Origin of the sequence: Trichocoleus sp. DQ-A2, assembly GCF_039961915.1 — a bacterium.
Classification (GTDB): Bacteria; Cyanobacteriota; Cyanobacteriia; order Cyanobacteriales; family FACHB-T130; genus FACHB-T130.
Map to the genome: position 1 here is coordinate 21,754 of NZ_JAMPKD010000027.1, position 24,107 is coordinate 45,860.

Genomic DNA, 24,107 nt, shown 5'->3' on the forward strand with positions numbered 1-24,107 from the left:
TACTAATTTTTGGCATAAGTTTTTTCCTTGAATTTGATTAATTCTAAGGGATCTAAACCAGAGGGCGTCATCAATTCTTTTGCTAATAAATACCCGGCACAAGTCCAGGTTTGATGCCTTCTGGCTTCTCGACCAATTAAGTGACCGCTTTTCCCGTCATAATATTCAGGCCAATCTTCTTTTTGCAAACGTTTTCCAGCTTTTTCAATTGCTGCTTTTGCAAACTGCATATATTCTTCTTCTTTTGCATCTTGACCCAATTTTCGAGCGGCCGCTGCCCACATCCACATCAAAACAGGCCAACTTCCCCCATTGTGATACGACCAAGGGCTATTTTTAGGATCGCAACCCGTCAAAATTCTCCAATCTTCGTCTTCTATGGCTGGATAACAGATTTTAAACGGCATTTGTCCAAGTAGCTCTTTATCTCGTTTTTCGATGAGATTCATGATTTTTTCGGACTGATCGTTGGTAACTAAGGAACAAACGATTGCCATCAAGTTACCAACCGAAAAGAATCGAAAATCCATCTGCGATGGGCCAATATTTCCAACTAAATAACCCCCGTCTTCTGGCAGCCATTCGTCTAAATTAGCATAAGGAATAGATGCGGCATAGATATTGTATTTGTTGATAGCGGTTGCCCCATATTCCTCAACATTGTACTGATAGGTTTGATTTAAACGATCCATATCCATCCAATACTCAGTCCGAATATGGTTAGCCAGAGAACCCAATCGTTTCTCTATCGCTGAGAGAATATCTTTATTGTTGTGATTTTTGCGGTCGAGTAGCTCATCAGCAGCACGCAAGGCAGCGTAGAATAGGACTTGGATTTCTAGTGGGTATCCATAGATGCCCATTCGACGGTCAATCATAAAAGCTCCATCGGGAACTAAGAGAGTAGGTTCTCGATCGAAGCGATCGCTAAAACAAAGTTCCAGAATTAATCTGATTCCTTCTTGGAAGTCGGCTTGATGGACTAAAGAGGTGTCGCCCGTCGCTTTCCAATAAGCCCGCAACAGGATAATCCACCAGAGGCTAGAATCAACTGGCGTGACTCTAGCGATCGCGTGCTGACCAAAATCGGGGTCTAAGTGTTCTTTGCCCTTCTTATTCTTAATAATTTTGAAGCTAGCTGGCATTAAAACTCGACCCGTATTCAAAAAAGTTTCGGATCTTTCTTGCTGGTGTAGTTCTAACGTTACTTCTAGAAAATTTTTGACAATTTCCTTGCCGTTGACTGTCACCTCTTTTTTGTTATCAAGTTGAACGGAAAATTCACCTTTAACTAAAAATAAAAGTGCTACTGGAACAAAATCACGAATAAAAACTTGGTCATAATTCAGCGTATCTCTACTAACTTTTTTGGGGATATTTATTTCATTTTTATCTTTTTTATAAGTATGAGCGGCTGGAGTTCCAACCAGCCGTCCTTTATAAGAGATAAGCGAATCCACCAGTATTTGTAATGCTTCTATTTCCAGTGCCTCTACTCCCATCAGATACGAACCTCCTTAATTTCTAGAGCAATCTATTATACGAGATGCTGCTTCATCACAGACACTTTTAAGCCAGAGAATTGTGCAACATAATCCCTTAAATAGAGCGTACTATAGAATGCAGGGTGTGGTGTATTGTTGAATTTCCATTTAACGCCGTCATCCCCGCAAAGGGCATGATTGACCAGGTTGAGCGAAGAAAAAATCCGTCCGCAGTAAGAGAGTTGGAAAAAAATTGGAAATTTTGTTCTCTCCGAACGATAGAGCGGATCGTTGATTAGATTTGTAGAAGTATAAAAAGGGCACATTTGTCGAAACCTCGATCCTCTACTGAATATCAGTAGCGATGGGTAAGGTTTTAAATTAGATCGTGTGACCCTGATTAAAGCCTCACAAAGACCCTGTATTCTTGAGCAGAAACCTGATTCATGGCACCGGATATTCTTGAACTGGACGGAAAAACCTTTGTTCCCGCACAAGAGCTGCCCATTCCAGAGTGGCCTTGCGTTCTTGGCGATCGCCCCCAACCGACTCTTACTATTAAAGACAATGACCTGTTTTTAGTCACCGATACCCTGGGCAACATTGCCGGGTGTTTAGGCGATGACATGAATGCCAGCATGGGGCTTTTCTGCGCCGATACGCGGTTCCTTAGTCGCCTGGAACTGCAAATTAACGGACGCTCCCCCGTCTTGCTCAGTAGCACAGCTGACAAAGGATTTGCCCTTTCAGTTCTGTGTACCAATCCCAGCATGGACGGAGGAGAGCGATTAGAGGGAGGGGATAAATTAGAGCCAAATGAGCAAATTGACGGCGGGGCAATTTTTGACTTTGCACCTCTTCGAGCCGACACCATCGGAATTAACCGAGAAATTGTCCTAAATGGAGCGCTGTTTGAAGAATTAACTGTTTCCAACTACAGCACCAGTTCCATTCGCTTTCAACTGAGTCTCAGCTTTGATGCGGATTTTGTGGACTTATTTGTAGTCCGGGGGTACGGTCGAAAAAACAAGGGGCAGCTGTTACGAGCCGTGCCTAAAAGTCAAGCCGCAGAACCCGAAAAGCAAGAAATGACGCTCGCTTATCAAGGGTTGGATGGCTCTGTAATGGAATCGCACATCGAGTTTGTTCATCGCCAGCCAGACACTCTCAGTGGTTATACGGCAGTTTGGCAGCTGGAGATGGAGCCTCACGAAACCCAAAAACTGGGCTATCGGCTGCAAATGCGTACCAATAACCGTCCCACTTCTAGGGTATCTGCCCCAGTCACGCTGGTACAGGCTAGAGCCGCAGAGTTATCGGAGCAGCAAGAGTGGCGTCAACACGTAACCGGGATTCGCTCAGACAAAAACACGTTTAATCGAGCGATCGAGCGAGCCGAGCAGGATACTTATTTACTACGCCAGTCTTTCGGCAAAGGGAAGGTACTCTCGGCTGGGGTGCCTTGGTTTTCGACGTTGTTTGGGCGCGACTCGATTATTGCGGCGTCGCAAACGCTGATGCTCGATCCGACAATTGCCCGCGAAACCCTAACGATCTTGGCTGAATACCAAGGGAAGACGGATAATGAGTGGCGCGATGAGCAGCCAGGGAAGATTTTGCACGAGCTGCGTTTGGGTGAAATGGCGCGTTGTGAAGAAATTCCCCATACGCCTTATTACGGCACCGTAGATGCGACCCCGCTATGGTTAATGCTGTATGCGGAACACTTTGCCTGGACAGCCGATCGGGAAACCCTAGAGCTACTGTGGCCGAATGCCTTGGCGGCAATGGATTGGATTGACCGCAACAGCAAGGAAACGGGTTATCTCATCTACCAACGTCAATCGAAGCGGGGTTTGGCGAATCAGGGGTGGAAAGACTCTGGCGACTGTATTGTGAATCGCAAGGGGCAGATGGCGATGGGCGCGATCGCTCTTTGTGAAGTGCAAGCTTATGTCTATGCTGCCAAAATCCGTCTGGCAGAAATTGCCCGCATGAAGAAGCGCCTTGATTTAGTCGACAGGTGGCAAGATGAGGCGAGAGATTTGAAGAATCGCTTCAATCGGGATTTTTGGATGCCAGAGGAAGATTTCTGCGCCTTGGCTTTGGATGGCGACGGCAATCAGGTTGATAGTATTACTTCTAACCCCGGTCACTGTCTGTATTTGGGCATCTTGACACCAGAAAAAGCTTATAGCGTGGCGGAACGGCTACGGGCACCGGATATGTTCAACGGCTGGGGAATTCGCACCCTCAGTAGTTTGTCACCGGCTTATAATCCGATGGGCTATCATGTCGGTTCTGTGTGGCCTCACGACAATGCCATGATTGCGATGGGGGTGCGATCGCTCGGTCTAATCGATCAAGCGCTGGAACTTGCCAAAGCTTTAATTGATATGACTTTACAGCAACCTTATCAACGACCGCCAGAACTTTTCTGCGGTTACGAACGCACAGAAGATAACACTACGGTCAAATATCCCGTCGCTTGTTCTCCTCAAGCTTGGGCAACCGGCAGTATCTTCCAGTTGCTGCAAATGATGGTAAATTTAGTCCCCGATGCTCCCAATAACTGCTTGCGGATTATCGATCCTGCTTTGCCGGAGTCGATTAATCGTCTAGCGCTACAGAACTTGAGAGTGGGGCAGACTTTGCTGGATTTGGAATTTGAGCGTTCCGGCAATACCACTGCCTGTCGGGTTGCCAAAAAACGCGGTAATTTGCGGGTTGTGATTGAAGCTTGATTTAGAAGCTGGGTGGGGAATGCCCACCTAGCTCTATCAAGCTGATTGCCAGTCTCTAAAAAACCTTGCTAATTTTTCGGCTAAATTATCCAATTTTACTTTTGAAATAGCTCTGATTCATGCTTCCTCAGTGTCCCCATTGATACCGGGAGAAGATTTATAGAGGGCGTCCAATTGTTCGCGGGCGTCTTCTACGGTCATGGAACGCATCACGAGAAGCGGTTCATTAATCGGGTTCCCGGCATCATCTAATAGTTCCGGGTGTGGGATTGACCCATAAGGAGAGCGAGAATCTCTAAATTGGGACTGCATCCCTGGTGGGTAGCGCCGTTGAGAATCCATACTACTGATGGTTAACAAGTTGCGGAGCATATTCCCTATAGCAAGAAACGCCAGAACAGTAAAGGCAATTAAATAAAGCAGGTGTAACATACGATTTTCCTCCAAGCCGCACAGTCTAATGGGATGTTCGTCAATAGGGGCTTTCGCATTCGTGGCGAAACGGTAATGCTTGCCCCCGGATTTTCCGTAAAAATGTTTCGCCCTTAGATTTACTTGTTCGTGGAAGTGGATTGCTCAGCGTGGAAGCGCATCGACACCTGCCAACACTCAGTAACCAACTGGTGCCACGGCATCAGAACTGACGTTTCAATGCCAACTTGAGCATCAGTCGCTTGAAAGAGCATCTGAGCGGTGCTGACTTCCGCGTGAGCAAGCTTGACTCGATCCAGTAAGTCGGATTGCTGTTGGGCACTTAAAAAAGTAATTTCTTCAGTTTCTAAGAGAGCGCGCGATCGCGCAAACCAATACTGAAAATCTTCTAAGAGCGGTTGTAATACCGTTTTCAGCAATTCATTTTCAGGCAAGTTGGAAGCAGCCATGAATCAAAAACCGAATACTATCTAAATTTAATCTTAACGTAGTTTACAATTCGTAATAATATTTTTAGATTCTCTTAAACAACAACCACATCGCCAGGGAAAAACAACCTCGGTATGATAGAGGCAGTAACACCCGATTAATTGCCCGTTTCTTCGTCCTTATGGAACCGCCGATGAGCGTCTCAGAATCTCCAGCGTCTCAAGAACAGCCAGAAAAAATGTATTTGCCCCGTACCAGCGAATCTGAATCGTTGAAGAAAATCCGTCACACCGCTTCCCACGTTATGGCAATGGCGGTGCAAAAGCTGTTTCCCAAAGCGCAGGTGACTATCGGCCCTTGGATTGAGAACGGCTTTTACTATGACTTTGATAATCCAGAGCCATTTACCGAAAAAGATTTGAAGTCCATCCAGAAAGAGATGGTCAAAATCATCAATCGGAAATTGCCGGTGATTCGGGAAGAAGTCAGTCGCGAGGAAGCTGAAGGTCGGATCAAGACAATTAATGAGCCTTACAAGCTAGAAATATTAGAAGACATTGAGGAACCAATTACCATCTACCACTTGGGGGATCAATGGTGGGATTTGTGTGCTGGCCCTCATTTGGAAAATACCAGTGAGTTAAATCCGAAGGCAATCGAACTCGAAAGTGTTGCCGGTGCTTATTGGCGGGGGGATGAAACGAAAGCTCAACTCCAGCGCATTTATGCCACCGCTTGGGAAACGCCAGAACAGCTGGCTGAATATAAGCGCCGCAAGGAAGAAGCGCTACGCCGAGATCACCGCAAACTCGGCAAAGAACTGGGACTCTTTATTTTCTCAGATCCGGTGGGGCCGGGATTACCTCTGTGGACGCCGAAAGGAACGGTGTTGCGAAGTGTTCTGGAAGACTTCCTGAAGCAGGAACAGCTGAAACGCGGATACCAGCAGGTGGTGACGCCTCACATTGCCAGAGTCGATTTATTCAAAACTTCCGGACATTGGCAGAAATACAAAGAGGATATGTTCCCGCTGATGGCGGAAGATGAGCAGGCGGCGGCGATAGAACAGGGATTCGTCCTGAAGCCGATGAATTGCCCCTTCCACATCCAAATCTATAAGAGCGAGTTGCGTTCCTATCGGGAACTGCCGATGCGTCTGGCGGAATTTGGCACCGTCTACCGTTACGAGCAATCTGGGGAACTGGGCGGCTTAACGCGGGTGCGCGGTTTCACGGTGGATGATTCTCACTTATTTGTGACGCCAGAACAGCTAGACAGCGAATTCCTGAAAGTGGTGGATTTGATTCTGTCGGTGTTCAAGAGTCTGCAACTGAAAAACTTCAAAGCGCGACTCAGTTTTCGCGATCCGGCTTCAGATAAGTACATCGGTTCCGATGAAGCTTGGGAGAAGTCTCAAGGAGCGATTCGCCGCGCCGTGGAAACCTTGGGCATGAACTACTTTGAAGGCATTGGCGAAGCCGCATTTTATGGCCCGAAACTGGATTTTATCTTCAGCGATGCCTTAGACCGCGAGTGGCAGTTGGGGACTGTCCAAGTGGATTACAACCTGCCAGAACGGTTTGATTTGGAATATGTGGCGGAGGATGGTTCCCGGAAGCGTCCGGTGATGATTCACCGCGCTCCCTTTGGCTCCTTGGAACGGCTGATCGGGATCTTGATTGAAGAGTATGCGGGGGATTTCCCGCTGTGGTTAGCGCCAGTCCAAGCGCGATTGCTGACGGTGAGCGATGCCCAGTTGCCTTTCGCTCAGGAAGTGGCACAGAAGATGCGATCGCTCGGTATTCGCGTGGAAGTCGATACCAGCGGCGATCGCATGGGCAAAATGATTCGCAATGCCGAAAAGGACAAGATCCCTGTCATGGCGGTGGTAGGGGCGAAAGAGCTGGAATCAAATAGCCTGAGTATTCGCACCCGCGCGGCTGGCGATGTGGGGGTCATTCCTGTAGAAGAAGTGTTGGAGAAGATGAAAAACGCGATCGCTAACTTCGACAATTTTTAAGAAGTTGCCAGTTCATAGTTCATATAGGGGCACTCCAAAAGAGTGCCCTTTTTCAATTGGGTGCATCTCAATAACAGCAAAAATGCTACCCCAGCCCAGTCTCTCTTTGCTTGCAAAGAGGGGTTAAATCTTTCCCCCTCTCCGTCCACGGAGAGGGGCTGGGGGTGAGGTTCCGCCTTTATATTGCACGCTATAAATCCGTTTAATATTGATATTTTTCAGCTTCCCAGTGCCTGCCGATTCCAACATTTTTTAGAGTGCTGGTTTGGGAAATCTAACAAATAGATTGCTAATCCCGATAACAAATACATACAGTACAACCGCACCCGCAAGCGTTACCGCAGTGTAGGCAGTTGCTTTATTTTTCGGGCATTTCATCACAATCGGCAATCCCAGATATAGCAGATATACGCTATACAACCCAGCAAGAAATGCGAAAATCGTGAAACTTGGGATGATACGGAGGATACCGGCTAACCAGGCAGGTGTGTTGGCATAAGCAGCAACTTTAAGAGCTTGTAGCTGATTTTTCTCGGCTGAAAATTGAGGAGCGAAAGCATTAATAATCAACGACAAGAAAAATACGCTTAATAGTGTTAATAAAAAGCTAACACCTGCATATAAAATAGCTGGCACTAAGGGCAACCGAGACGTAACGATACTAGAAGTATTGATGCCGATAACTGCCCAACCAACAGCTGCGGCGATTGGAGCGATCGCTGCCAGAGGAGCAATATAGGTGTTATACAATCTAGCGCTAGAGGTTGTTTCTTTTGCGATCGCTCGCCACTCACTTTTGGGGTGCAACAGGATATTTGGAATGCGCTTAATTAAGTTCATTTTTCACTTTGTTTTATTGATTTGATGTAGCAGAACTGATTTTAAGCCCCAATCCAGCTAAACACTATATATCTTCCCAATTATTAGGATTTCACCCTTTTGTCAGATGCTGCCAGCACAGATATTAGTCAAATCAATATCCATTTAAATATTCCTTTAGTAAGAGGATTTAAGAGGTTGACAAAAGGTATACTCAAAAGGGTTTTGTCTTAACTCTCTGGCTAGGTAGGATCTAGCTAAGGTGGAGGTGGTAAAAAAGCGATCGCCCTGGTAAAACATCCGAATCATATGGGATTTCACGGTTGCGGGGATGTTTTCCTGCTGTCATGAATTTGATGAATGAGGGCAAAAGCACGCGAAGCCTAGAGACGAATCAAAGATTTACCTTCCTGCACGCAAATAGGGCACGCAAATAGGGTGCCGGTAGTAGCGATTGGTGAATTTTGACTGTACCGCAAAAGGCGCGGCAACTTGTGTGAAGGCAATTTGTGTCAAATAAATCCCGTTGCGAGGCGGCGATGTGATACCGAATACAGTTCTGGCGGGAATCCTAAGTGAAGGAGCAACTGCTTTTCGCAAAATCTATTTGGTAATAGAGGAATTGCAAATGCAAGTATGCGATCGCCCACTGCAATACACCGCAATAATACACAGGTTGACCCATGCCAACAAAGGGATTGCTTAGCTTAGAATCTGTCATCGATCGTCGTCCTCTGACTGTATCGGCTGACACCCCACTGATGGACGCGATCGCCATGATGGGCAAAGCGAAAAGCAGTTGCGTACTTCCTAGTTTGAAGATACCCCCAGAAGCAGTGCTAATGAGCGAGGCACGAGCTAGCGCTGTCTTTGTAGTAGAAGGGTTGCAGTTAATCGGAGTGTTTACCCACACAGATGCTATCCAGGTAATCGCCTCAGGAATCAATTTAGCAGAAGTCAAGATTGCCTCGGTGATGACGCAGCCGAGCATCGCTCTGACTGAATCTGACACAGAGAATATTTTCACAGCATTGTCAATCCTGCGCCAGCATCAAATTCGCCACCTACCTGTTATAGACGCGCAAAGGCAAGTGGTGGGCACTATCACCCTCGAAAGTATTCGCCAAGCACTGCCCCTCGATGAGCTAATCAAATCGCAGCCTTTGACAGAAGTGATGACTGCCCCAGTTATTCAAGCACCGGCGACGGCTTCGGCGCTGAGCTTAGCTCAATTAATGGCAGAACACCAGGTCAATTGTGTTGTGCTTACAGAAGAAAGTTCCGAGTCGAGTTCTATTGAAAACTCAAAACTTCAACCCGATCCCTTGAGCGAAGCAAAGGTTCAACACTCAAAACTTCCTACGCATCGCTACACTAACAAAACTCAAAACGTGCGACCTACCGCTACGCTAACAACCCTCCTGAAGCCAGTAGGGATTGTCACCGAACGGGACATCATCGATCTTCAGGCTCTCAGCCTGGATTTATCGCAGATACAGGCGTTTAGGGTAATGAGGGCATCCGTGTTGTCTTTAAGCCCCTCAGATTCAGTGTTAGTTGCCCTTTGGGAAATGCAGCAGCACCAGGTGCAGCGAGTTGTGGTGTCGGAGAATCCCAGGGAGCTGTTAGGTATTGTTACCCAAACCAGTTTTTTGCAAACGCTCGATCTCACACAAATATCTACAGCAGTAGAGCAATTGCAGCAATCGATCGAGCAGTTTGAAGCCGAATCCTCTCTCCCCCCGCCCAATGAAACCCTAGAACCTCAAGGACAGGAAAGCCCAGCGGAACTCTTGGAACAGCTTGAGCGCAATCGCCTGTTAACCACAATTGCCCTTCGCATTCATCAATCACTCAATTTGGACGAAATTCTGAACACCGCCGTCGCTGAAGTGCGGCAATTTCTCCAAACTGACCGCGTGATTATCTACCGTTTTAATCCAGATATGAGTGGCACTGTCGTTGTCGAATCGGTTGCTGAGGGCTGGCAACCTGCTCTAAGTAGCACAATTCACGACAATTGCTTTGGGAAGAATTATGCCCAAGCCTACAAAAAAGGGCGTATTCAAGTCACAGCAGATATTTATACCACCGGGTTAACCCAATGTCACATCGATATCCTGGCTTTGTATGATATCCGAGCGAGTCTCGTGGTTCCGATTCTGCAAGGAGAACATTTGTGGGGTCTGCTGTGCGCCTATCACTGTTCGGGACCCAGGCGGTGGCGGGAGTTTGAGATTGATTTGCTCAAACAATTGTCAACGCAAGTAGCGATCGCAATTCAGCAGTCTGAACTTTATCAGCAGGTACAAGCTGAACTCGCCGAACGCAAACGAGCAGAAGAGCAACTCAAGGCTTCGCTTAAAGAAAAAGAGGTGCTGCTGAAGGAAATTCACCACCGCGTCAAAAACAATTTACAGATTATTTCTAGTCTGTTAAAGCTGCAATCTGCCTATACCAAAGAGGAACAGGTTTTGGGAATGTTCAAGGACAGTCAGAATCGCATTCGCTCGATGGCTCTGATTCACGAAAAATTGTATCAGTCCAAAGACCTATCTAGGATAGACTTTGCTGAGTATATTCGCGACCTGGCAGGAAATTTACTTCGTTCCTACAAAGCAAGCTCTCAGGCAATTACGCTGAAAACAAACGTTAATGACATTAACCTAAACATTGATACAGCGATTCCTTGTGGTCTAATTATCAATGAATTAATGTCCAATTCCTTAAAACACGCTTTTCCAACGCCCAGTATCGATAAGGAAATTTGTATTAATATTTACTCAAATGGCAATCATCAATTTATTTTGAACGTCAGTGACAACGGAATCGGTTTCCCGAAAGACTTGGACTTCCGGAATACTGAATCCTTGGGGTTGGAGTTAGTCTGCACCCTCACTGAACAATTAGACGGGACTATCGAACTTGATAGTCGTAGAGGGACAAGCTTTTTTATCACATTTTCAGAAATCGGCAACATTAGGAAGACATAAATAAAAAAAATGGCAAAGGAAAAAATTTTAGTAGTTGAAGATGAAAGAATTGTTGCCAAGGATATCGTAAAGAGCTTGCAACGCTTAGGATATAACGTTGTCGCTTCTGTTGCTTCGGGAGAGGAAGCGATTCAAAAAGTATTGGAAATTCAGCCCGATTTAGTGTTAATGGATATTATGTTGAAAGGACAATTGGATGGAATAGAAACCACTGAAAAAATTCATAAAAACTTCGATATTCCAGTAATTTATTTAACTGCTTATGCCGATAAAAAAACCCTGGAAAGAGCCAAAATCACAGATCCATTTGGCTATATAATTAAACCGTTTGATGAAAGAGATTTACATACTACGATTGAAATCGCACTTCGCAGACATTTAGCCGAAGCAGCAACTCGCGTAGCTCTTGAAAAAGAAAAACAATTAAGCGAACTTAAATCTCGCTTTTGGTTCATGGTTGCCCACGAATTCCGTAACCCGCTGACCGCAATTTTATCTTCTGCTGAACTACTGGAATCTTATAGCCACGAATTAACAGAACTTAGAAAACGTGAGTATTTCTATCTTATTCAAACCTCGGTTCATTCGCTGAACAATTTGTTAAACGAAGTTTTAGAGTTTGGAAAAGCAGACGAAGGAAAACTAGAATGCAAGCCAAAACCCTTGGATTTAGTATGCTTTTGCCGGGATTTGGTAGACCATATGCAATTCAGCTCTGGTTCAAAACATAGAATTATTTTCACCAATCAAGGTGACTGTACTGATGCTTGTTTGGATGAAAAACTGCTGCGGCATATATTTAGTAATTTGTTAGGGAATGCTATCAAATATTCACCCGAAGGCAGCAATATCTACTTTGAACTTTTGTGTGAGAATGGAGAGGCAGTTTTTCAGGTAAAAGACAACGGAATTGGCATTCCTCCAGGCGACCGAGAACTATTGTTTGACTCATTTCATCGAGCGACAAATGTGAGTAGTATTCCCGGTCATGGACTAGGACTAACGATTGTCAAAAAATGTTTAGACTTACAGAGTGGAGAGATTGCTGTAAATAGTGAAGTTGGAGTGGGGACTACTTTTACAGTCATGCTGCCATTGAACATCTGCGTAATGCCGGAAAAAAACGTTCCTTCATAGATAGCAGGCTGTTAAACGGTAGAGTCTATAATAGTCTATTTCGCAATTCGTTGAGATGCATCCTGTTTCTACCGTTACCGTCAGCGTTCCAGCCACAACTGCTAACTTGGGGCCGGGTTTTGATTGCATAGGCGCAGCTTTAACGCTGTACAACCAGTTCAAGTTCACCCGCCTGGAAGCGGATGCTGTAACACGACTCAGCATTACGGTCGAGGGAACAGAAGCCGCACGAGTCAACACGGGTGCTGATAATCTGGTTTATCAGTCATTTGTGAAATTGTACGAGCATATCGGGAAAACGCCACCGGCTGTGCAGATTGAGATCGAGCTGGGTGTGCCCCTGGCAAGAGGACTGGGGAGTTCGGCGACGGCAATTGTGGGAGGTTTGGTGGGTGCGAACTGTCTGGCTGGGGCACCTCTAGATGAAAATGAGGTGAGAAGAATTGCGATCGCTCTGGAAGGACATCCTGATAATGTGGTTCCAGCACTGTTGGGGGGGTGTCGTCTAGCAGCGACGGGTTTGAGTGACGAACCGCACAGACACGGAGAAAGCAAAGAAGAATGGGCAATTTGTGAGATTCCTTGGCATTCTGAGATTGTGCCAGTAGTCGCGATTCCGGATTTTGAACTTTCAACTGAAGAAGCGCGGCGAGTTTTACCAACTCAGTACAGTCGTGCTGATGCAATTTTTAATACAGCTCATCTGGGTTTATTGTTGCGAGGGTTGGAAACCGGCAGGGGTGATTGGTTGCGAGTTGCGATGCAAGACCGAATCCATCAGCCTTATCGGACAGCGTTGATTCGAGGATATGATGCTGTACGCTCGGCAGCAATGGCTTCTGGTGCTTTTGGGATGGTAATTAGTGGTGCGGGACCAACTTTATTAGCTTTAGCAGAGGCGGCGTTGGCACCGACAGTTGTGGAGGCAATGGCGGCGGCTTGGAAGGATGAGGGAATTATGGCACAAGTGCGATCGCTCTCGATTGACACCCACGGGGCGAAAACCTCTAATATTTCCTAAATTGGTCACTCAGATTTTTGCGTAACTGCTGAATTTGTCGAGATTGATTTCTAGGTCCTGAAACAAAAACGAGAACTTTATCCCCTTCAGGCGCACAAATTAAATAAGCTGACAGATTCCCAAATCGTCCGTAAGCTGCTTCTGTGATAACTCCTGTCTCTTGGGCATTACTACTTTTCAGGAATTCAAGCGCATTATCCAGACAGTTGTTCTGGCTGGTATCGTCTCTCCGATTCGTCACTCGGCTGACACTGTTGGTTTCATTGATTTCAATCCATTCGCTCCAGTTACTTGTAGTCATATCCGCTAAAGCAGGCATTGACTCATTTAGCAATCCCGTTTCCATACTTAAAATTGTGGCAATGACTAAAAACGAATTTGCTGTCTTTTTAAGACTAATTCGGTTCAACATAAGTTAGGTCAACAAACGGGTGAATTAATGTCGAGTAATCGTAACCCTGTAAATTGATTCACAAAATGCCAGAAGTTTTACGGAACTATTCACCTAAGTTAGGAAAGTAATTATGGAGCCAATTCAAGTAGAAATTGAAGCGATTCGCACTCAGATTGAGGCGCTCAAAGAAGAACGCGCCATCCTGAAAGTCGATCCAGTATTGCCAAGCTATAACACGCCAGAAGCAATCGTTGAGGCTTATCGTCGTCATGCTAGAGAAACAGCACAAATCTCTGCTGAAGTCAAGGGAATCGATGATGCGATCGCTGCCTTGGAAGCTAAATTGAAGGAGATCGGGCGATCGCAAGGATTGGCGCAACAGTTATTGCATGAGCGGACACAACATCCTCTCGCAGAGCAGGTAGAGGAAGGAAAACAACGCGCTCAGGATCGCGCTGAACGAATTAACGAACTGGCGGAGGAACTGAAGCAGGAAGTGCAAGCGCTCAAGGCGATCGCTGATGAGATTAGTCCCAGTTATTGGCAGTTATACAACAGACCTTTCATTACTGGATTTAGCAAAATTTCGGTTCCCTACGTCCGCTCGGATAGCACTGTGTGGATGATTACGAATCAAGTCGTGTGAACGGGAAAAACATCTCTCTTAACCCCTCTCCGAATCGGAGAGGGGCTTTGAAGATAGCTTGCGCCCCTTAGAAAGGTAGGAAGGGGTGGACGGTTAGGTCTGGGAGCGCTGGCTATTTTTCCAGGTTCGCCAGTGTTTTCGGTAAAGGCAATCGCTTTTGTACAGGATAATTCCGCTGCTCAATTAAGCGCTGCAATTCTTTAACGCGCCTACCAGGGGCAGGATGGGAGGTCAAGAAATCAAAGTCTGCACCCCTTTTGCGACTCATTCGAGCAAAAAAGTCGGTTGCACCCGCAACATGACCGTAAGTTTGTTGCAACAATGTTAAGCCAAACTCATCCGCCTCAGATTCCTGAGATTGAGAGAATCGGGAACTGCTAACAGCTTGAACACCCGTCGCCGCTGCCGATGATAACCCAGCAGCATCCCCAAAGACAGTAGCGATCGCAATGGGTAACAGTAGTTGTCGCACCAACGCCCGTAAATGATCTCGGTGGGCGAAATGCCCCAATTCATGCCCCAACACCATCATCAGCTCATTTTCCGATTCCGTCTGTTTCAGCAAACCGGCGTAGATGATAATGCGATCGCCCGGTAGCGCCAGCGCATTCACCGTATTATCGGGAACATATAGCACCCGATAATCTCGCTCTTGGCGTTGCTCGGAAGGCAACTTTGTCTCCAGCCTATCGAGCAGCTGATTTAGCGTATCTTGAGCCGGTGAGGGCTTCGCCAAGCGCTCATAAGCCGGGACAATGACGGCACCCAACTGTCGCTCCACGCTGGGAGGAATTACCCACACTAAGCTATTAATAAACAACCCCAGCAGCCAAATAACGCCGACGATAAATCCAATAAATAGCCCTAAGAGAATCAGTAACTGACGGTTATTGGGAGGTGGGTTGCGATCGCTCGATGTTGCAGTTCCAGACACTTCAGGCTTGCTCCAAAAACGCTATTGTTACTGCATTGCCTAGTTGCATCCGATATAGCAATGCATTGACCTTCTTTCTATTGCATCGTGAGTTACCTGCACCGATCGCAATTCTCTATTTAGATGCCTTACAGTTCACCCCCATCCCATTTACCCACAGGGGTTCAAGATTCTCCCCTCTCCGTGAACGGAGAGGGGTTGGGGGTGAGGTTCCTTTCTATATTGCCCTTAAGTAAGAACCGACATAACGCGACCGTCTAAAAGTTCTATTTCGTGCAGTTACAGCAAGATTCAGCTTAGTTACTACTCTTAACTGGACGGAACGGATTCAAGAAATTTACCAGTGCATAAAGCTCACGCGACTGAATCCATAAACGCCCCTTACCCCGGAAGCGGCAAACTAATCCTTCCCCGCCCAAAATTCCAGTTCTCAGCCCTTTAAATGACAAGCCTCCCAACATTTCGACATTGTATTGTAACGAGTCTTCAAACGCCACAATATAGCCAGTATCTACTACATAATCACCGGCAACTGGAATTTCTACAATTGCCCCATAAGAACTAAACCAGATATCTCCTTGACCTGTTGCTCTCAGTAAAAATAACGCCTCCCCACTAAAGAAGCCCTTAAAACCTTGAAACTTAGTATCAATTTCCACACTAGGGTTAGCTGCAACAAAACCCGAAGATTGCACCATCAATCCATTACCACTCAGGTAGTAATGCTGAATGTCTCCAGGGACTCCAGGCGAAACATAGAGTTGTCCTGCCCTTCCTTCAGCGGTAAATTCACTCAAAAATAAAGATTCACCGCCCAGCATCCGACCGATACCTTGCATTAAGCCACCTTTGACTTTGGACTTCATTTTAATGCAAGTATCCATTGCTGCCATTGCGCCCGATTCTACCAAGACAGTTTGATTTGCTTGTAAGTCGAGGCGTAGGGAAGCATAGGCTGGGGAATGCTCGATTTCGTAGGCAATCTCATTCATAATAATCCTTTGCTAATTCCTTATTGAAGGATTGGTAATCGTTCAAAATCTATTTATCAATGACAAATTTCCACTCACTCTTTATCGCGGCGGAAGCTGAGAACCCACTAGCACCCCGAAGGCACCTGGATTGTGAGTTTGGCAAAATACTCGACCTTGTCCTTGAAACCGACAAACGAATCCTTCTCCGCCCAAAAACGAACCAATTAAACTGGAAGTTGCTTTTCTAATTTCAAAGTTCAGGCTTTTCTCAAATGCCACAATATGTCCCGTGTCAACGATATATTCGCCATTCACAGGAATTTCATAAATCGCCCCAAAGGAAGAAAGCAGAACAGAGCCATGACCGCTAACATTTAACCAAAAAATTGATTCCCCAGAAAACAAAGATTTTAAGCCTTGAAATCCTAATTCAATATCAACATCTGACTCGCTAGCAAGGTAAGAAGCAGATTGGACGACCAGCCCAGATCCAGTCATTTGATAAAGTAAAATATCGCCCATCAATTTGGGAGCTAAAAATACTTCACCGCCAGCCGTGGGAGAGCGAAAAACGCTCAAAAACAGCGACTCACCGGCAACCATGCGTTTCAGACCGCCCAAAATTCCGCCGCCTTTTCCTTGCCTTAAAGTCGTACTGGCATTGATATAACCGCTCATGGCAATCATCCTGCCAGCTTCTGCGACTAATTCTTCACCGGCACCGAGAGTAACGCGAGCGATCGCGCTGTCCGGTTGATGTAAAACTTCCACATCCATCGCTACAAATCCTCTTGATTTATGCACTCAGCAATTAGGTGAAAAAGCTATTACGATCGGCTTTTTCTTAACGAAATTTAGGACGTAAATATCCGACCAAACCCCCAATACTGCGAGATTGTAAATAAATTTCTCCTTGCCCCGTCAGCCGGTTGACTAACCCTTCCCCCGACGTGACAGAACCAAGCAAGCCGCCTGCGAGTCCAACATTCATTTTGATGCCAGGTTCGTAGGCAACTAAGTGACCGCTATCAACCACAAATTCCCCGGTTATCCGTTTTTGAATGATGCCGCCATAAGCACCGAAAAATACCTGACCTTGACCGCTTAACTTCAGCTTAAACAGCCCTTCTCCTGAGATCCAGCTCTTAAAACCTGCCCACTGAACTCCCATTTTCACGCCTGGACTATGGGCAATATAAGCACCTGGTTGAAAGCAAATTTCTCGTCCGCCCCGCAAGTCAATACAAGCTATATCGCCAATGGTGGATTGAGTCAAGATTAAATTCAGAGGTTGCTGTGTATTGTTGGTAAAAACATTCACAAAAAGGGATTCCCCACCAAAGAATTTCTTTAGCAATCCAGAGATTAAACCCCCTGAAAATTCCGTCTTTATCGACAATTTGGCATCCATACTGGTCATAGCTCCCGCCTCAGCAGTGAGGCTATCACCTGGATTCAGGATGACAAAAATAGAGGCAAAGGCTGGTTTATAGCGAATTTCGTACTTCACCGACAAATCTCCTGCTTGTGGAGGATGCAAACCTATACAAGTCTGGCAGAAGTTTTTCCGGTATCCAGATTTTTTTAAGAAAAAGCAATAAGTCGATCCGGGGCGACTGAGGCGGCTTGGCTCTGGATTTAGGGCATTATTTAGCTTTGGGGAAGCAGCAACTTGACCGCGTGGTAGGTTGGAAGGAAGACTGTAACAGCATCCTTTCCTCCATGCGATCGCCTCAACCTCGAAAACAATTTGCTCAACACTGGCTGCGGAGTGACAAGGCGCTCAATCAAATTGTCGCCGCAGCGGAGTTATCCAGCAGCGAGTCGCCTGAGGGCGATCGCTCCGCTTCACGGGTCTTAGAAATTGGCCCCGGCACCGGCATCCTGACTCGTCGCTTATTACCTTTAGCTCAATCTGTTGTTGCGGTTGAAATTGACCGCGATTTATGTCAACTGCTGGCTAAACAATTAGGTAAAGTCGATCATTTTTTACTTTTGCAAGGCGATTTCCTTTCATTCGACTTAGACGCTCAACTTGCTCCTTTTCCAGCGTTCCAACATCCCAATAAAGTTGTTGCCAATATTCCTTACAACATTACCGGCCCAATTCTGGAAAAGTTGTTAGGTACCATTGCCCAGCCAGCCGCTAAGCCGTTTGATTCCATCGTGCTGCTGGTACAAAAAGAAGTCGCACAAAGGCTTTATGCCAAACCAGGCACGAAACATTTTGGGGCATTAACCGTGCGGGTGCAGTATTTGGCAGAGTGCGAGTTAATCTGTATTGTGCCAGCCGGAGCATTTTATCCGCCGCCCAAAGTAGATTCAGCGGTAGTGCGGCTGCGTCCGCGATTGATAGAACCGCCCGCCCAGAACCCCAAGCACCTAGAGAATTTAGTCAAACTCGGCTTTGCCGAAAAGCGCAAAATGTTGCGAAATAATCTGAAAAGTGTGGTTGAACGCGATCGCCTCACCCAAATACTGGAACAATTAGAAGTAAACCCTCAAGCCCGCGCCGAAGACTTGGGCCTTACCCAGTGGGTTGCTTTGAGTAATTTGCTCAAGCCTAACGACTAAAGTTGCGGCTACACAAACTCTTGTCAGGATGGTGCGCGGACTGAAAAGATCGCTTGTTTGACTAAGCCTGCTCTCGTCAAACTTGGTTTATGTAGCCCCAGTATGAGAGCCTGTGGGCATATATCTACAAAACCCTAATGCGTTCCTATACCCTGATTTCCCCAGCCAAAATTAATCTGTATCTGGAAATTATCAGCGATCGCCCAGATGGTTATCACGAACTGGCGATGGTGCTGCAAAGTGTTGGTCTGACCGACCAAATTGATTTGCGATCGCTTAGCACTGAATCCATCCAAGTTCACTGCGATCATCCCCTAGTACCGTCAGACAAAACCAACCTTGCCTACCGCGCAGCAGAGTTGATGGCGGCAGAATTTCCCCAAGCTTTTGCCCAGTACGGCGGTGTCGAGATTAACATCAACAAACGAATCCCCGTGGGGGCAGGGTTAGCAGGGGGATCTAGCAATGCTGCTGCTGTTTTAATGGGAATCGATTTGCTGTGGCATCTAGGACTCACTCAGTCGGAATTGCAAGAACTGGCAGCAAAAATTGGCTCAGATGTCCCCTTTTGCATCGCGGGGGGGACAGCGCTGGCAACTGGGCGAGGCGAACAACTCTCTCCCCTCCCTAATTTGGAGCATCCCTGGGTGGTATTGGGCAAATACCGCAACCTTGCGGTATCTACACCCTGGGCTTATCAAACTTACCGGCAGAAGTATATCAGTACCTACGTTTCTGACGCTGATAGTTTAGAGGCTCGCAGACAACGGGTACATTCTGGATCGATGGTTAACGCCATCTTCAAGAAAGATCAGGTGAAAATCGGTCAATTACTGCACAATGACTTAGAAAAAGTCGTATTGCCGGAGTATCCCCAAGTGCTGCGACTGCGGGAAGCGTTCTATGAAGCGGGGGTCTTGGGGGCAATGATGTCGGGATCGGGGCCAACCGTGTTTGCTCTCTCAGAATCAGAAGCCAAAGCACAACAAGTACAGCAGCACGTAAGAAAGTCAATCCCCGAACCCAATTTAGATTTGTGGGTAGCACCGTTTACCACCGCTGGGATTCGGGTTGTTGCCCATTGATTGCGCTAAATATTCACTACCCCCTAATTGCGAATCGCTCAATTAATCTATGAATAATCCGAACACTACAGATAACCCACCAGCCCCAGTCCAAACGCCCACGAGTCCTCTACGCTGTTTGAGTGGTGCGTCGATCGCAGGAGCAATGGCAACAGGTTGTTATTTCCTCACCAATTCAATTGCTCAAAGCTTTGCTGCCAAGCCCATCCACTCGGATAATGTAACGACCATCAATATTGCGATCGCTGTTCGCACCCTCGTGGTGGGCGTCAGCACGCTGGCAACCTCTATCTTTGCCTTAGTGGCTGTTGGTCTAGTTGCCTTAGCGATCCAAATCGCCTTTCAACGCTTGACGAATCGGACGCCTCCACCCAGTCAAAATTAGAATTCTTATCTAATTACTTTCAGGGCAAAGCGAGATACCCGTCGAGAGCTTTAGCATCCCAAAAGTCGGGTGGGCATTTTTATCTTGAGACAAATGGAATGAATCGGGGAAGCTTGCCGATGGTGGGTGCTAGCTTCCCAATTTTCCGCGCCGTTAGCGAACTAGAGCAATCCGATTTGAGCGGTGAGCCAGCCTATCAGATCCCAGACTTCTCTCCCGAAGTCTGGGATCTGACCTTTCCGAGTTATTTAGAACTGCTATGCCTAATCAGATGAGCAACTACTAGGGAAATTGTAATACTCATTACAATTTCGCACTGTCAAAAAGACTTGTCTTGGCAATTTTTTCTGATGCGGCTTTCTTGCCCATCACCGCCACAAACTCCTATTTTAAGGCAAGATGAGCTTGATTCTAGCTAACTTAGCTCGCATCTCCCGAAAGTCATTAAAAAGAATCAGTAAAAATGCCGATGACTGGTACGCCAAATTACCTGGAAATTAGAATTTAGGACTCAGCAACCAGTGTAAATTTTTCAAGAAGAATTATGAAGAATAGATGAAGTATGCAAATAAGTAATCACTCTAAAAAGACGGTTTTTAGCCTTTTCAACAGACTCGACAGTAACTTTCAAGACAAACTATGCTTCTGATTTCGTCGCAAATCTTGCTAACTTTATCTTTTCTTTAAAATCTCTGTTTAGAGGTGCGTAGAAATAGCAGATGATAGTCATAGAGAGGTTCGCTCCAAAAACTAGGATTAAAATACTCCTGGTTGAGCGAGGAGCATTACCGGCTGCAAAGATAAACCCGGTATTCCTGCTCTGCGGTGCCTGAGTTGCTTTTTTAGAAACCTATATTCAAGCAGCTACCATCAAGCTTACGTGTAATCAAACGGTGCATACTTATGACTGTCTCCCCTTGCCAGATAATCACAGCGAAGAACCAAGTGTGGCTTCCGGAAATCAAAGAGCCAGCAGAACTCATTGAGCAACTTTTGGCAATCGGGACAGCGCTTTCGAGCAGTCATAATTTAAAAGAATTACTGAATCTGATTTTATCGAAGAGTCGGGAAATTACTTGTAGTGATGCGGGGAGTGTTTATTTAGTAGAGCGAAGTAGTGACACTCCCAAGTTAGTGTTTAAGGTCGCGCAAAATGATTCTCAATGCAGCGATTCCTTTCAAGAGTTTTTGATGCCATTGACTCCGAAAAGTCTGGCAGGGTATGTGGCGCTGACAGGTGAAAGCTTAAATTTGCCGGATGCTTATAATTTACCCCTGGAAGTTCCCTATCAGTTGGATCGCAGTTTTGACAGCTCGATTCCTTACCATACTCGCTCCGTCTTAGTGCTACCCATGCAAGACGGTGAAGGGGAAATTATTGGGGTGCTTCAGCTAATTAATCGCAAGGTTAATCGTGATGCGATTGTCACGCCTGAAAATGTGCTGAATGTTACCCAACCTTATTCTGCTTGGGAAGAGCGCGTTGTGCGATCGCTTGCTTCTCAGGCGGCGATCTCGATCGAACGCAATCAGCTGCAAGAAAGTATTGAAAATCTATTTGAAGGCTTTGTTAGAGCTTCTGTCCAAATTATTGAAACACGAGATCCCACAACATCCGGGCATTCCGAACGAGTTGCCGACTTAGTGGTGCGTCTCTCGCAAGAAGCCAGTACAATTACCACGGGATCGCTGCGGTCAATTTATTTTAACGAACGCCAAATCCAAGAAATTCGCTACGCCGCACTGTTACATGACTTTGGCAAAGTCAGTACACCCGAAGCCATTCTGGGGAAGCAGAAAAAACTCTACCCATCCCAGATAGAGGTGATTCGTAACCGCTTTGCTGTGGCGCAGCGAACGCTGGAAATGGAATGCGCCCAGACTAAATTTAAGTATTTACTGGAGCATCCCAGCCATCAACATAAAGATTCGGAAATTGTCTGTTCCCACTGCCAACAGCTACAACAATTAGATAGTCAGTTAGAGGATGCGATCGCGCAACTCAATGAATATTGGCATCTCCTACTAGAGGCGAACGAACCCCACATTCTCGCCCAAGAGCTTCCAGAACGGCTCCAAGAGCTGTCTGGTTACACTTATCAAGATGTGGATGGACAGATCAAGCCTCTCCTCTCACCGACAGAGATTGCTCAGCTAATGGTGCCACAAGGCAACCTGACAACCGAAGAGCGTTTAATCATCCAAGCGCACGTCACGCACACTTTTGAGTTTCTCAACCGGATACCCTGGACGAAACACCTCAAAGATGTTCCCGCGATCGCCGCAGGGCATCACGAAAAACTCGACGGGAGTGGCTACCCTCAAGGCTTGAAACAGGAAGCGATTCCAATTCAGTCTCAGATATTGACAATTGCGGATATTTATGATGCTCTTACAGCAAGCGATCGCCCCTATAAGCGCCGCTTGCCCGTAGAAACTGCCCTGAAAATCCTCAAAGCAGAAGCCGCCCAAAACAAAATCAACAGCGACCTCGTTACCCTGTTTGAGCAACGCCAAGTTTTCGCTGCTTTGGGACATTCCCTCTCAGTTCCAGCTCCTTCAGCCGCCTGATTCCGTAGGATACCCATTTAAGGTTGAAATGTTGGATCGGATTAAAAAGTTAAATTTTAACCGACCAACGTTTTAAAGTATCAACATTTCAACCCTCGACTGAGTATCAGCCGTCCTTCGATTAGCACTTTGCAATTCTTATCTTTCACCCAACTTTTCCCCACCCATTCCCCAGCCTTTCCACAAAGGCGTTCAACTTTTTCCACAGGTTCTCTGACCTTTTCCACAGGGTTGAACACTCGGATCGGGTTTTGCTGTTCTATTGGGGATTTTTCTAAAAGACAGGAACTCAGCCGAGAGCAACCGAGTTTTTGTAAAGATAAGTAACAAAAATCCGCCTACAAAGCTGATTAACTCGTGAATATTTTTTAGACATACCCCGGCCTGTAATATTTCGCAGCATTGACAACCCTACCCCCTCTCAGCAGACAATGATGCGACGGTCAGTGTGATTGGCAACTGCAAGACTGACCCTTGTAAGGGCATGGGCCTGTTGCGCCCTTACCCATAGACAACGCAAAGGAATTCTATGAACACAAATATCAGTATCTTGGCAGAAATTCCCGAAGACCTACACGAATCTCTCAAAGATTACCTGGAAACTCATCCCGATTGGGATCAAGACCGGGTATTTGCCGCAGCGCTGTCGCTGTTCTTGCTGCAAAATGGTAATGGCAGCACCCCAGAAGCTTCGCACAGTTATCGCAAAGCAGCACGGGTCTATCTGGAAACTCTCTTCCAGCACTCAGTTTGAAAAATTGCTCTGCTACCCTTGCAAAAACTTGTTGATTTTACAGAGTTTGACTGTAGAGGACACGATTGATGGCTTATTTCTGGTTTAAGGCTTTTCACATTGTCGGCTTTGTGGTTTGGTTTGCAGGCTTGTTCTACCTAGTACGTTTATTTATTTATCACGTAGAGGCGTCGGAACAGCCAGAACCTGCCCAAACGATTCTGAAGAATCAGTATCAGATTATGGAAAAACGCCTTTACAACATCATCACTACACCGGGCATGATTGTCACGGTAGCGATGGCAATTGGTCTGGTAAGTACTGAGACTGAAGTGCTACGAGAGAGTTGGTTGCATATCAAACTCGGTCTGGTGACTGCTTTGATTGGCTACCATCATTACTGTGGTCGTCTCATCAAACAGTTAGCCGAAGACCGATGCACCTGGAATAGTCAGCAGTTACGCGCTTTGAATGAAGCACCGACGTTACTTTTAGTGGTGATTGTTTTGTTGGCTGTGTTTAAGAATAGCCTGCCTACAGACATTACCACTTGGCTCGTTGTTGGGCTGATTGTGACGATGGCAGCGACCATTCAGCTTTATGCGAAAAAGCGTAAGCGCGACCAAGAAAAACTCATGGCTTCTGTTCCCCAAGAAGAGGCTCAACAAGTAATCTGACGAAGTTAGCGATCGCTTCTTAATTCGCTTGACCCAGGTTAGTGGTTAGTAATAA

22 protein-coding genes are annotated in these 24,107 nt (G+C 46.3%); 13 read left to right on the forward strand and 9 right to left on the reverse strand.

From position 1 onward, the window contains the following. Positions 1-2 precede the first annotated feature (2 nt). Positions 3-1,502, reverse strand: coding sequence for a glycoside hydrolase 100 family protein (locus NC997_RS22430; protein ID WP_190524032.1), 1,500 nt, complete (start codon positions 1,500-1,502; stop codon positions 3-5). A gap of 428 nt (positions 1,503-1,930) precedes the next feature. On the opposite strand from NC997_RS22430, the gene NC997_RS22435 reads away from it, so the two are divergent. After that, positions 1,931-4,228: an amylo-alpha-1,6-glucosidase gene (locus NC997_RS22435; protein ID WP_190524037.1), complete on the forward strand. Its 2,298-nt coding sequence runs from the start codon at positions 1,931-1,933 to the stop codon at positions 4,226-4,228. 117 nt (positions 4,229-4,345) lie between these two features. Here the strand turns inward: NC997_RS22435 and NC997_RS22440 are convergent, their stop codons facing one another. Together NC997_RS22440 and NC997_RS22445 are read right to left on the reverse strand one after the other, a co-directional pair. Continuing rightward, on the reverse strand, positions 4,346-4,660 hold the full coding sequence (locus NC997_RS22440; RefSeq protein WP_190411611.1) for a DUF2973 domain-containing protein: 315 nt from the start codon (positions 4,658-4,660) through the stop codon (positions 4,346-4,348). Between the two features lie 119 nt (positions 4,661-4,779). Continuing rightward, positions 4,780-5,109 (reverse strand): DUF2605 domain-containing protein, encoded by a 330-nt coding sequence (locus NC997_RS22445; protein WP_190411610.1) that lies wholly within the window; start codon positions 5,107-5,109, stop codon positions 4,780-4,782. A 173-nt stretch (positions 5,110-5,282) separates the two neighbouring features. Here NC997_RS22445 and thrS point away from each other — a divergent pair, with 173 nt between their 5' ends. After that, on the forward strand, positions 5,283-7,109 hold the full coding sequence (gene thrS, locus NC997_RS22450; RefSeq protein WP_190411609.1) for a threonine--tRNA ligase: 1,827 nt from the start codon (positions 5,283-5,285) through the stop codon (positions 7,107-7,109). Between the two features lie 252 nt (positions 7,110-7,361). On the opposite strand, the gene NC997_RS22455 is transcribed toward thrS, so the two are convergent. Beyond that, positions 7,362-7,949: a Yip1 family protein gene (locus tag NC997_RS22455; protein WP_190411608.1), complete on the reverse strand. Its 588-nt coding sequence runs from the start codon at positions 7,947-7,949 to the stop codon at positions 7,362-7,364. 662 nt (positions 7,950-8,611) lie between these two features. On the opposite strand from NC997_RS22455, the gene NC997_RS22460 reads away from it, so the two are divergent. From NC997_RS22460 to thrB, 3 genes are read left to right on the forward strand one after another with little or no spacing between them, the layout of a single operon-like run. After that, positions 8,612-10,921: a CBS domain-containing protein gene (locus NC997_RS22460; protein WP_190524041.1), complete on the forward strand. Its 2,310-nt coding sequence runs from the start codon at positions 8,612-8,614 to the stop codon at positions 10,919-10,921. Positions 10,922-10,930: 9 nt separating this feature from the next. Beyond that, entirely contained in the window at positions 10,931-12,058 is a 1,128-nt protein-coding gene (locus NC997_RS22465) for an ATP-binding protein (RefSeq protein ID WP_190524044.1), read from the forward strand. Between the two features lie 55 nt (positions 12,059-12,113). Further along, positions 12,114-13,079 carry a homoserine kinase gene (gene thrB / locus NC997_RS22470; RefSeq protein ID WP_190524047.1) on the forward strand — a complete coding sequence of 322 codons (966 nt, stop codon included), beginning with the start codon at positions 12,114-12,116 and terminating at the stop codon, positions 13,077-13,079. On the opposite strand, the gene NC997_RS22475 is transcribed toward thrB, so the two are convergent. Further along, the gene (locus tag NC997_RS22475) at positions 13,066-13,491 is read right to left on the reverse strand and encodes a hypothetical protein (RefSeq protein ID WP_190429155.1); all 426 of its coding nucleotides are present in this window, start codon (positions 13,489-13,491) and stop codon (positions 13,066-13,068) included. The genes thrB and NC997_RS22475 overlap by 14 nt on opposite strands. A 112-nt stretch (positions 13,492-13,603) precedes the next feature. Between NC997_RS22475 and NC997_RS22480 the strand changes: the two genes are divergently transcribed. Next, positions 13,604-14,119, forward strand: coding sequence for a hypothetical protein (locus tag NC997_RS22480; protein WP_190429154.1), 516 nt, complete (start codon positions 13,604-13,606; stop codon positions 14,117-14,119). 112 nt (positions 14,120-14,231) lie between these two features. Here the strand turns inward: NC997_RS22480 and NC997_RS22485 are convergent, their stop codons facing one another. The 4 genes from NC997_RS22485 to NC997_RS22500 all read right to left on the reverse strand — a co-directional run bounded on the left by NC997_RS22485 (position 14,232) and on the right by NC997_RS22500 (position 17,537). Beyond that, entirely contained in the window at positions 14,232-15,053 is an 822-nt protein-coding gene (locus tag NC997_RS22485; RefSeq protein ID WP_190524049.1) for a M48 family metalloprotease, read from the reverse strand. A 296-nt stretch (positions 15,054-15,349) separates the two neighbouring features. Further along, positions 15,350-16,048, reverse strand: coding sequence for a TIGR00266 family protein (locus NC997_RS22490; protein WP_347276029.1), 699 nt, complete (start codon positions 16,046-16,048; stop codon positions 15,350-15,352). 78 nt (positions 16,049-16,126) lie between these two features. Then, positions 16,127-16,804: a TIGR00266 family protein gene (locus NC997_RS22495; RefSeq protein WP_190524052.1), complete on the reverse strand. Its 678-nt coding sequence runs from the start codon at positions 16,802-16,804 to the stop codon at positions 16,127-16,129. Positions 16,805-16,871: 67 nt separating this feature from the next. After that, a complete protein-coding gene (locus tag NC997_RS22500; protein WP_190429149.1) occupies positions 16,872-17,537 on the reverse strand; it encodes a TIGR00266 family protein in 666 nt (221 codons plus the stop codon). Positions 17,538-17,749: 212 nt separating this feature from the next. Here NC997_RS22500 and rsmA point away from each other — a divergent pair, with 212 nt between their 5' ends. The 7 genes from rsmA to hemJ all read left to right on the forward strand — a co-directional run bounded on the left by rsmA (position 17,750) and on the right by hemJ (position 24,052). Next, positions 17,750-18,601 carry a 16S rRNA (adenine(1518)-N(6)/adenine(1519)-N(6))-dimethyltransferase RsmA gene (gene rsmA / locus NC997_RS22505; RefSeq protein WP_190429159.1) on the forward strand — a complete coding sequence of 284 codons (852 nt, stop codon included), beginning with the start codon at positions 17,750-17,752 and terminating at the stop codon, positions 18,599-18,601. A gap of 137 nt (positions 18,602-18,738) precedes the next feature. Further along, positions 18,739-19,686, forward strand: coding sequence for a 4-(cytidine 5'-diphospho)-2-C-methyl-D-erythritol kinase (gene ispE / locus NC997_RS22510; protein WP_190432523.1), 948 nt, complete (start codon positions 18,739-18,741; stop codon positions 19,684-19,686). A gap of 49 nt (positions 19,687-19,735) precedes the next feature. Beyond that, positions 19,736-20,071 carry a DUF3082 domain-containing protein gene (locus NC997_RS22515; RefSeq protein WP_190411597.1) on the forward strand — a complete coding sequence of 112 codons (336 nt, stop codon included), beginning with the start codon at positions 19,736-19,738 and terminating at the stop codon, positions 20,069-20,071. 98 nt (positions 20,072-20,169) lie between these two features. Then, a complete protein-coding gene (locus NC997_RS22520; RefSeq protein WP_190524055.1) occupies positions 20,170-20,346 on the forward strand; it encodes a hypothetical protein in 177 nt (58 codons plus the stop codon). Positions 20,347-20,974: 628 nt separating this feature from the next. After that, entirely contained in the window at positions 20,975-22,642 is a 1,668-nt protein-coding gene (locus NC997_RS22525) for an HD family phosphohydrolase (RefSeq protein WP_190411596.1), read from the forward strand. 529 nt (positions 22,643-23,171) lie between these two features. Continuing rightward, the gene (locus NC997_RS22530; protein ID WP_190411595.1) at positions 23,172-23,396 is read left to right on the forward strand and encodes a DUF2811 domain-containing protein; all 225 of its coding nucleotides are present in this window, start codon (positions 23,172-23,174) and stop codon (positions 23,394-23,396) included. 68 nt (positions 23,397-23,464) lie between these two features. After that, on the forward strand, positions 23,465-24,052 hold the full coding sequence (gene hemJ, locus NC997_RS22535) for a protoporphyrinogen oxidase HemJ (RefSeq protein WP_190524058.1): 588 nt from the start codon (positions 23,465-23,467) through the stop codon (positions 24,050-24,052). Positions 24,053-24,107 lie beyond the last annotated feature (55 nt).

Coding starts and splice junctions, on each gene's coding strand:
- NC997_RS22430 (WP_190524032.1), bottom strand. CDS start 1,502: ATGGGAGTAGAGGCACTGGAAATAGAAGCATTACAAATACTGGTGGAT.
- NC997_RS22435 (WP_190524037.1), top strand. CDS start 1,931: ATGGCACCGGATATTCTTGAACTGGACGGAAAAACCTTTGTTCCCGCA.
- NC997_RS22440 (WP_190411611.1), bottom strand. CDS start 4,660: ATGTTACACCTGCTTTATTTAATTGCCTTTACTGTTCTGGCGTTTCTT.
- NC997_RS22445 (WP_190411610.1), bottom strand. CDS start 5,109: ATGGCTGCTTCCAACTTGCCTGAAAATGAATTGCTGAAAACGGTATTA.
- thrS (WP_190411609.1), top strand. CDS start 5,283: ATGAGCGTCTCAGAATCTCCAGCGTCTCAAGAACAGCCAGAAAAAATG.
- NC997_RS22455 (WP_190411608.1), bottom strand. CDS start 7,949: ATGAACTTAATTAAGCGCATTCCAAATATCCTGTTGCACCCCAAAAGT.
- NC997_RS22460 (WP_190524041.1), top strand. CDS start 8,612: ATGCCAACAAAGGGATTGCTTAGCTTAGAATCTGTCATCGATCGTCGT.
- NC997_RS22465 (WP_190524044.1), top strand. CDS start 10,931: ATGGCAAAGGAAAAAATTTTAGTAGTTGAAGATGAAAGAATTGTTGCC.
- thrB (WP_190524047.1), top strand. CDS start 12,114: ATGCATCCTGTTTCTACCGTTACCGTCAGCGTTCCAGCCACAACTGCT.
- NC997_RS22475 (WP_190429155.1), bottom strand. CDS start 13,491: ATGTTGAACCGAATTAGTCTTAAAAAGACAGCAAATTCGTTTTTAGTC.
- NC997_RS22480 (WP_190429154.1), top strand. CDS start 13,604: ATGGAGCCAATTCAAGTAGAAATTGAAGCGATTCGCACTCAGATTGAG.
- NC997_RS22495 (WP_190524052.1), bottom strand. CDS start 16,804: ATGGATGTGGAAGTTTTACATCAACCGGACAGCGCGATCGCTCGCGTT.
- rsmA (WP_190429159.1), top strand. CDS start 17,750: ATGCGATCGCCTCAACCTCGAAAACAATTTGCTCAACACTGGCTGCGG.
- ispE (WP_190432523.1), top strand. CDS start 18,739: ATGCGTTCCTATACCCTGATTTCCCCAGCCAAAATTAATCTGTATCTG.
- NC997_RS22515 (WP_190411597.1), top strand. CDS start 19,736: ATGAATAATCCGAACACTACAGATAACCCACCAGCCCCAGTCCAAACG.
- NC997_RS22520 (WP_190524055.1), top strand. CDS start 20,170: ATGAATCGGGGAAGCTTGCCGATGGTGGGTGCTAGCTTCCCAATTTTC.
- NC997_RS22525 (WP_190411596.1), top strand. CDS start 20,975: ATGACTGTCTCCCCTTGCCAGATAATCACAGCGAAGAACCAAGTGTGG.
- NC997_RS22530 (WP_190411595.1), top strand. CDS start 23,172: ATGAACACAAATATCAGTATCTTGGCAGAAATTCCCGAAGACCTACAC.
- hemJ (WP_190524058.1), top strand. CDS start 23,465: ATGGCTTATTTCTGGTTTAAGGCTTTTCACATTGTCGGCTTTGTGGTT.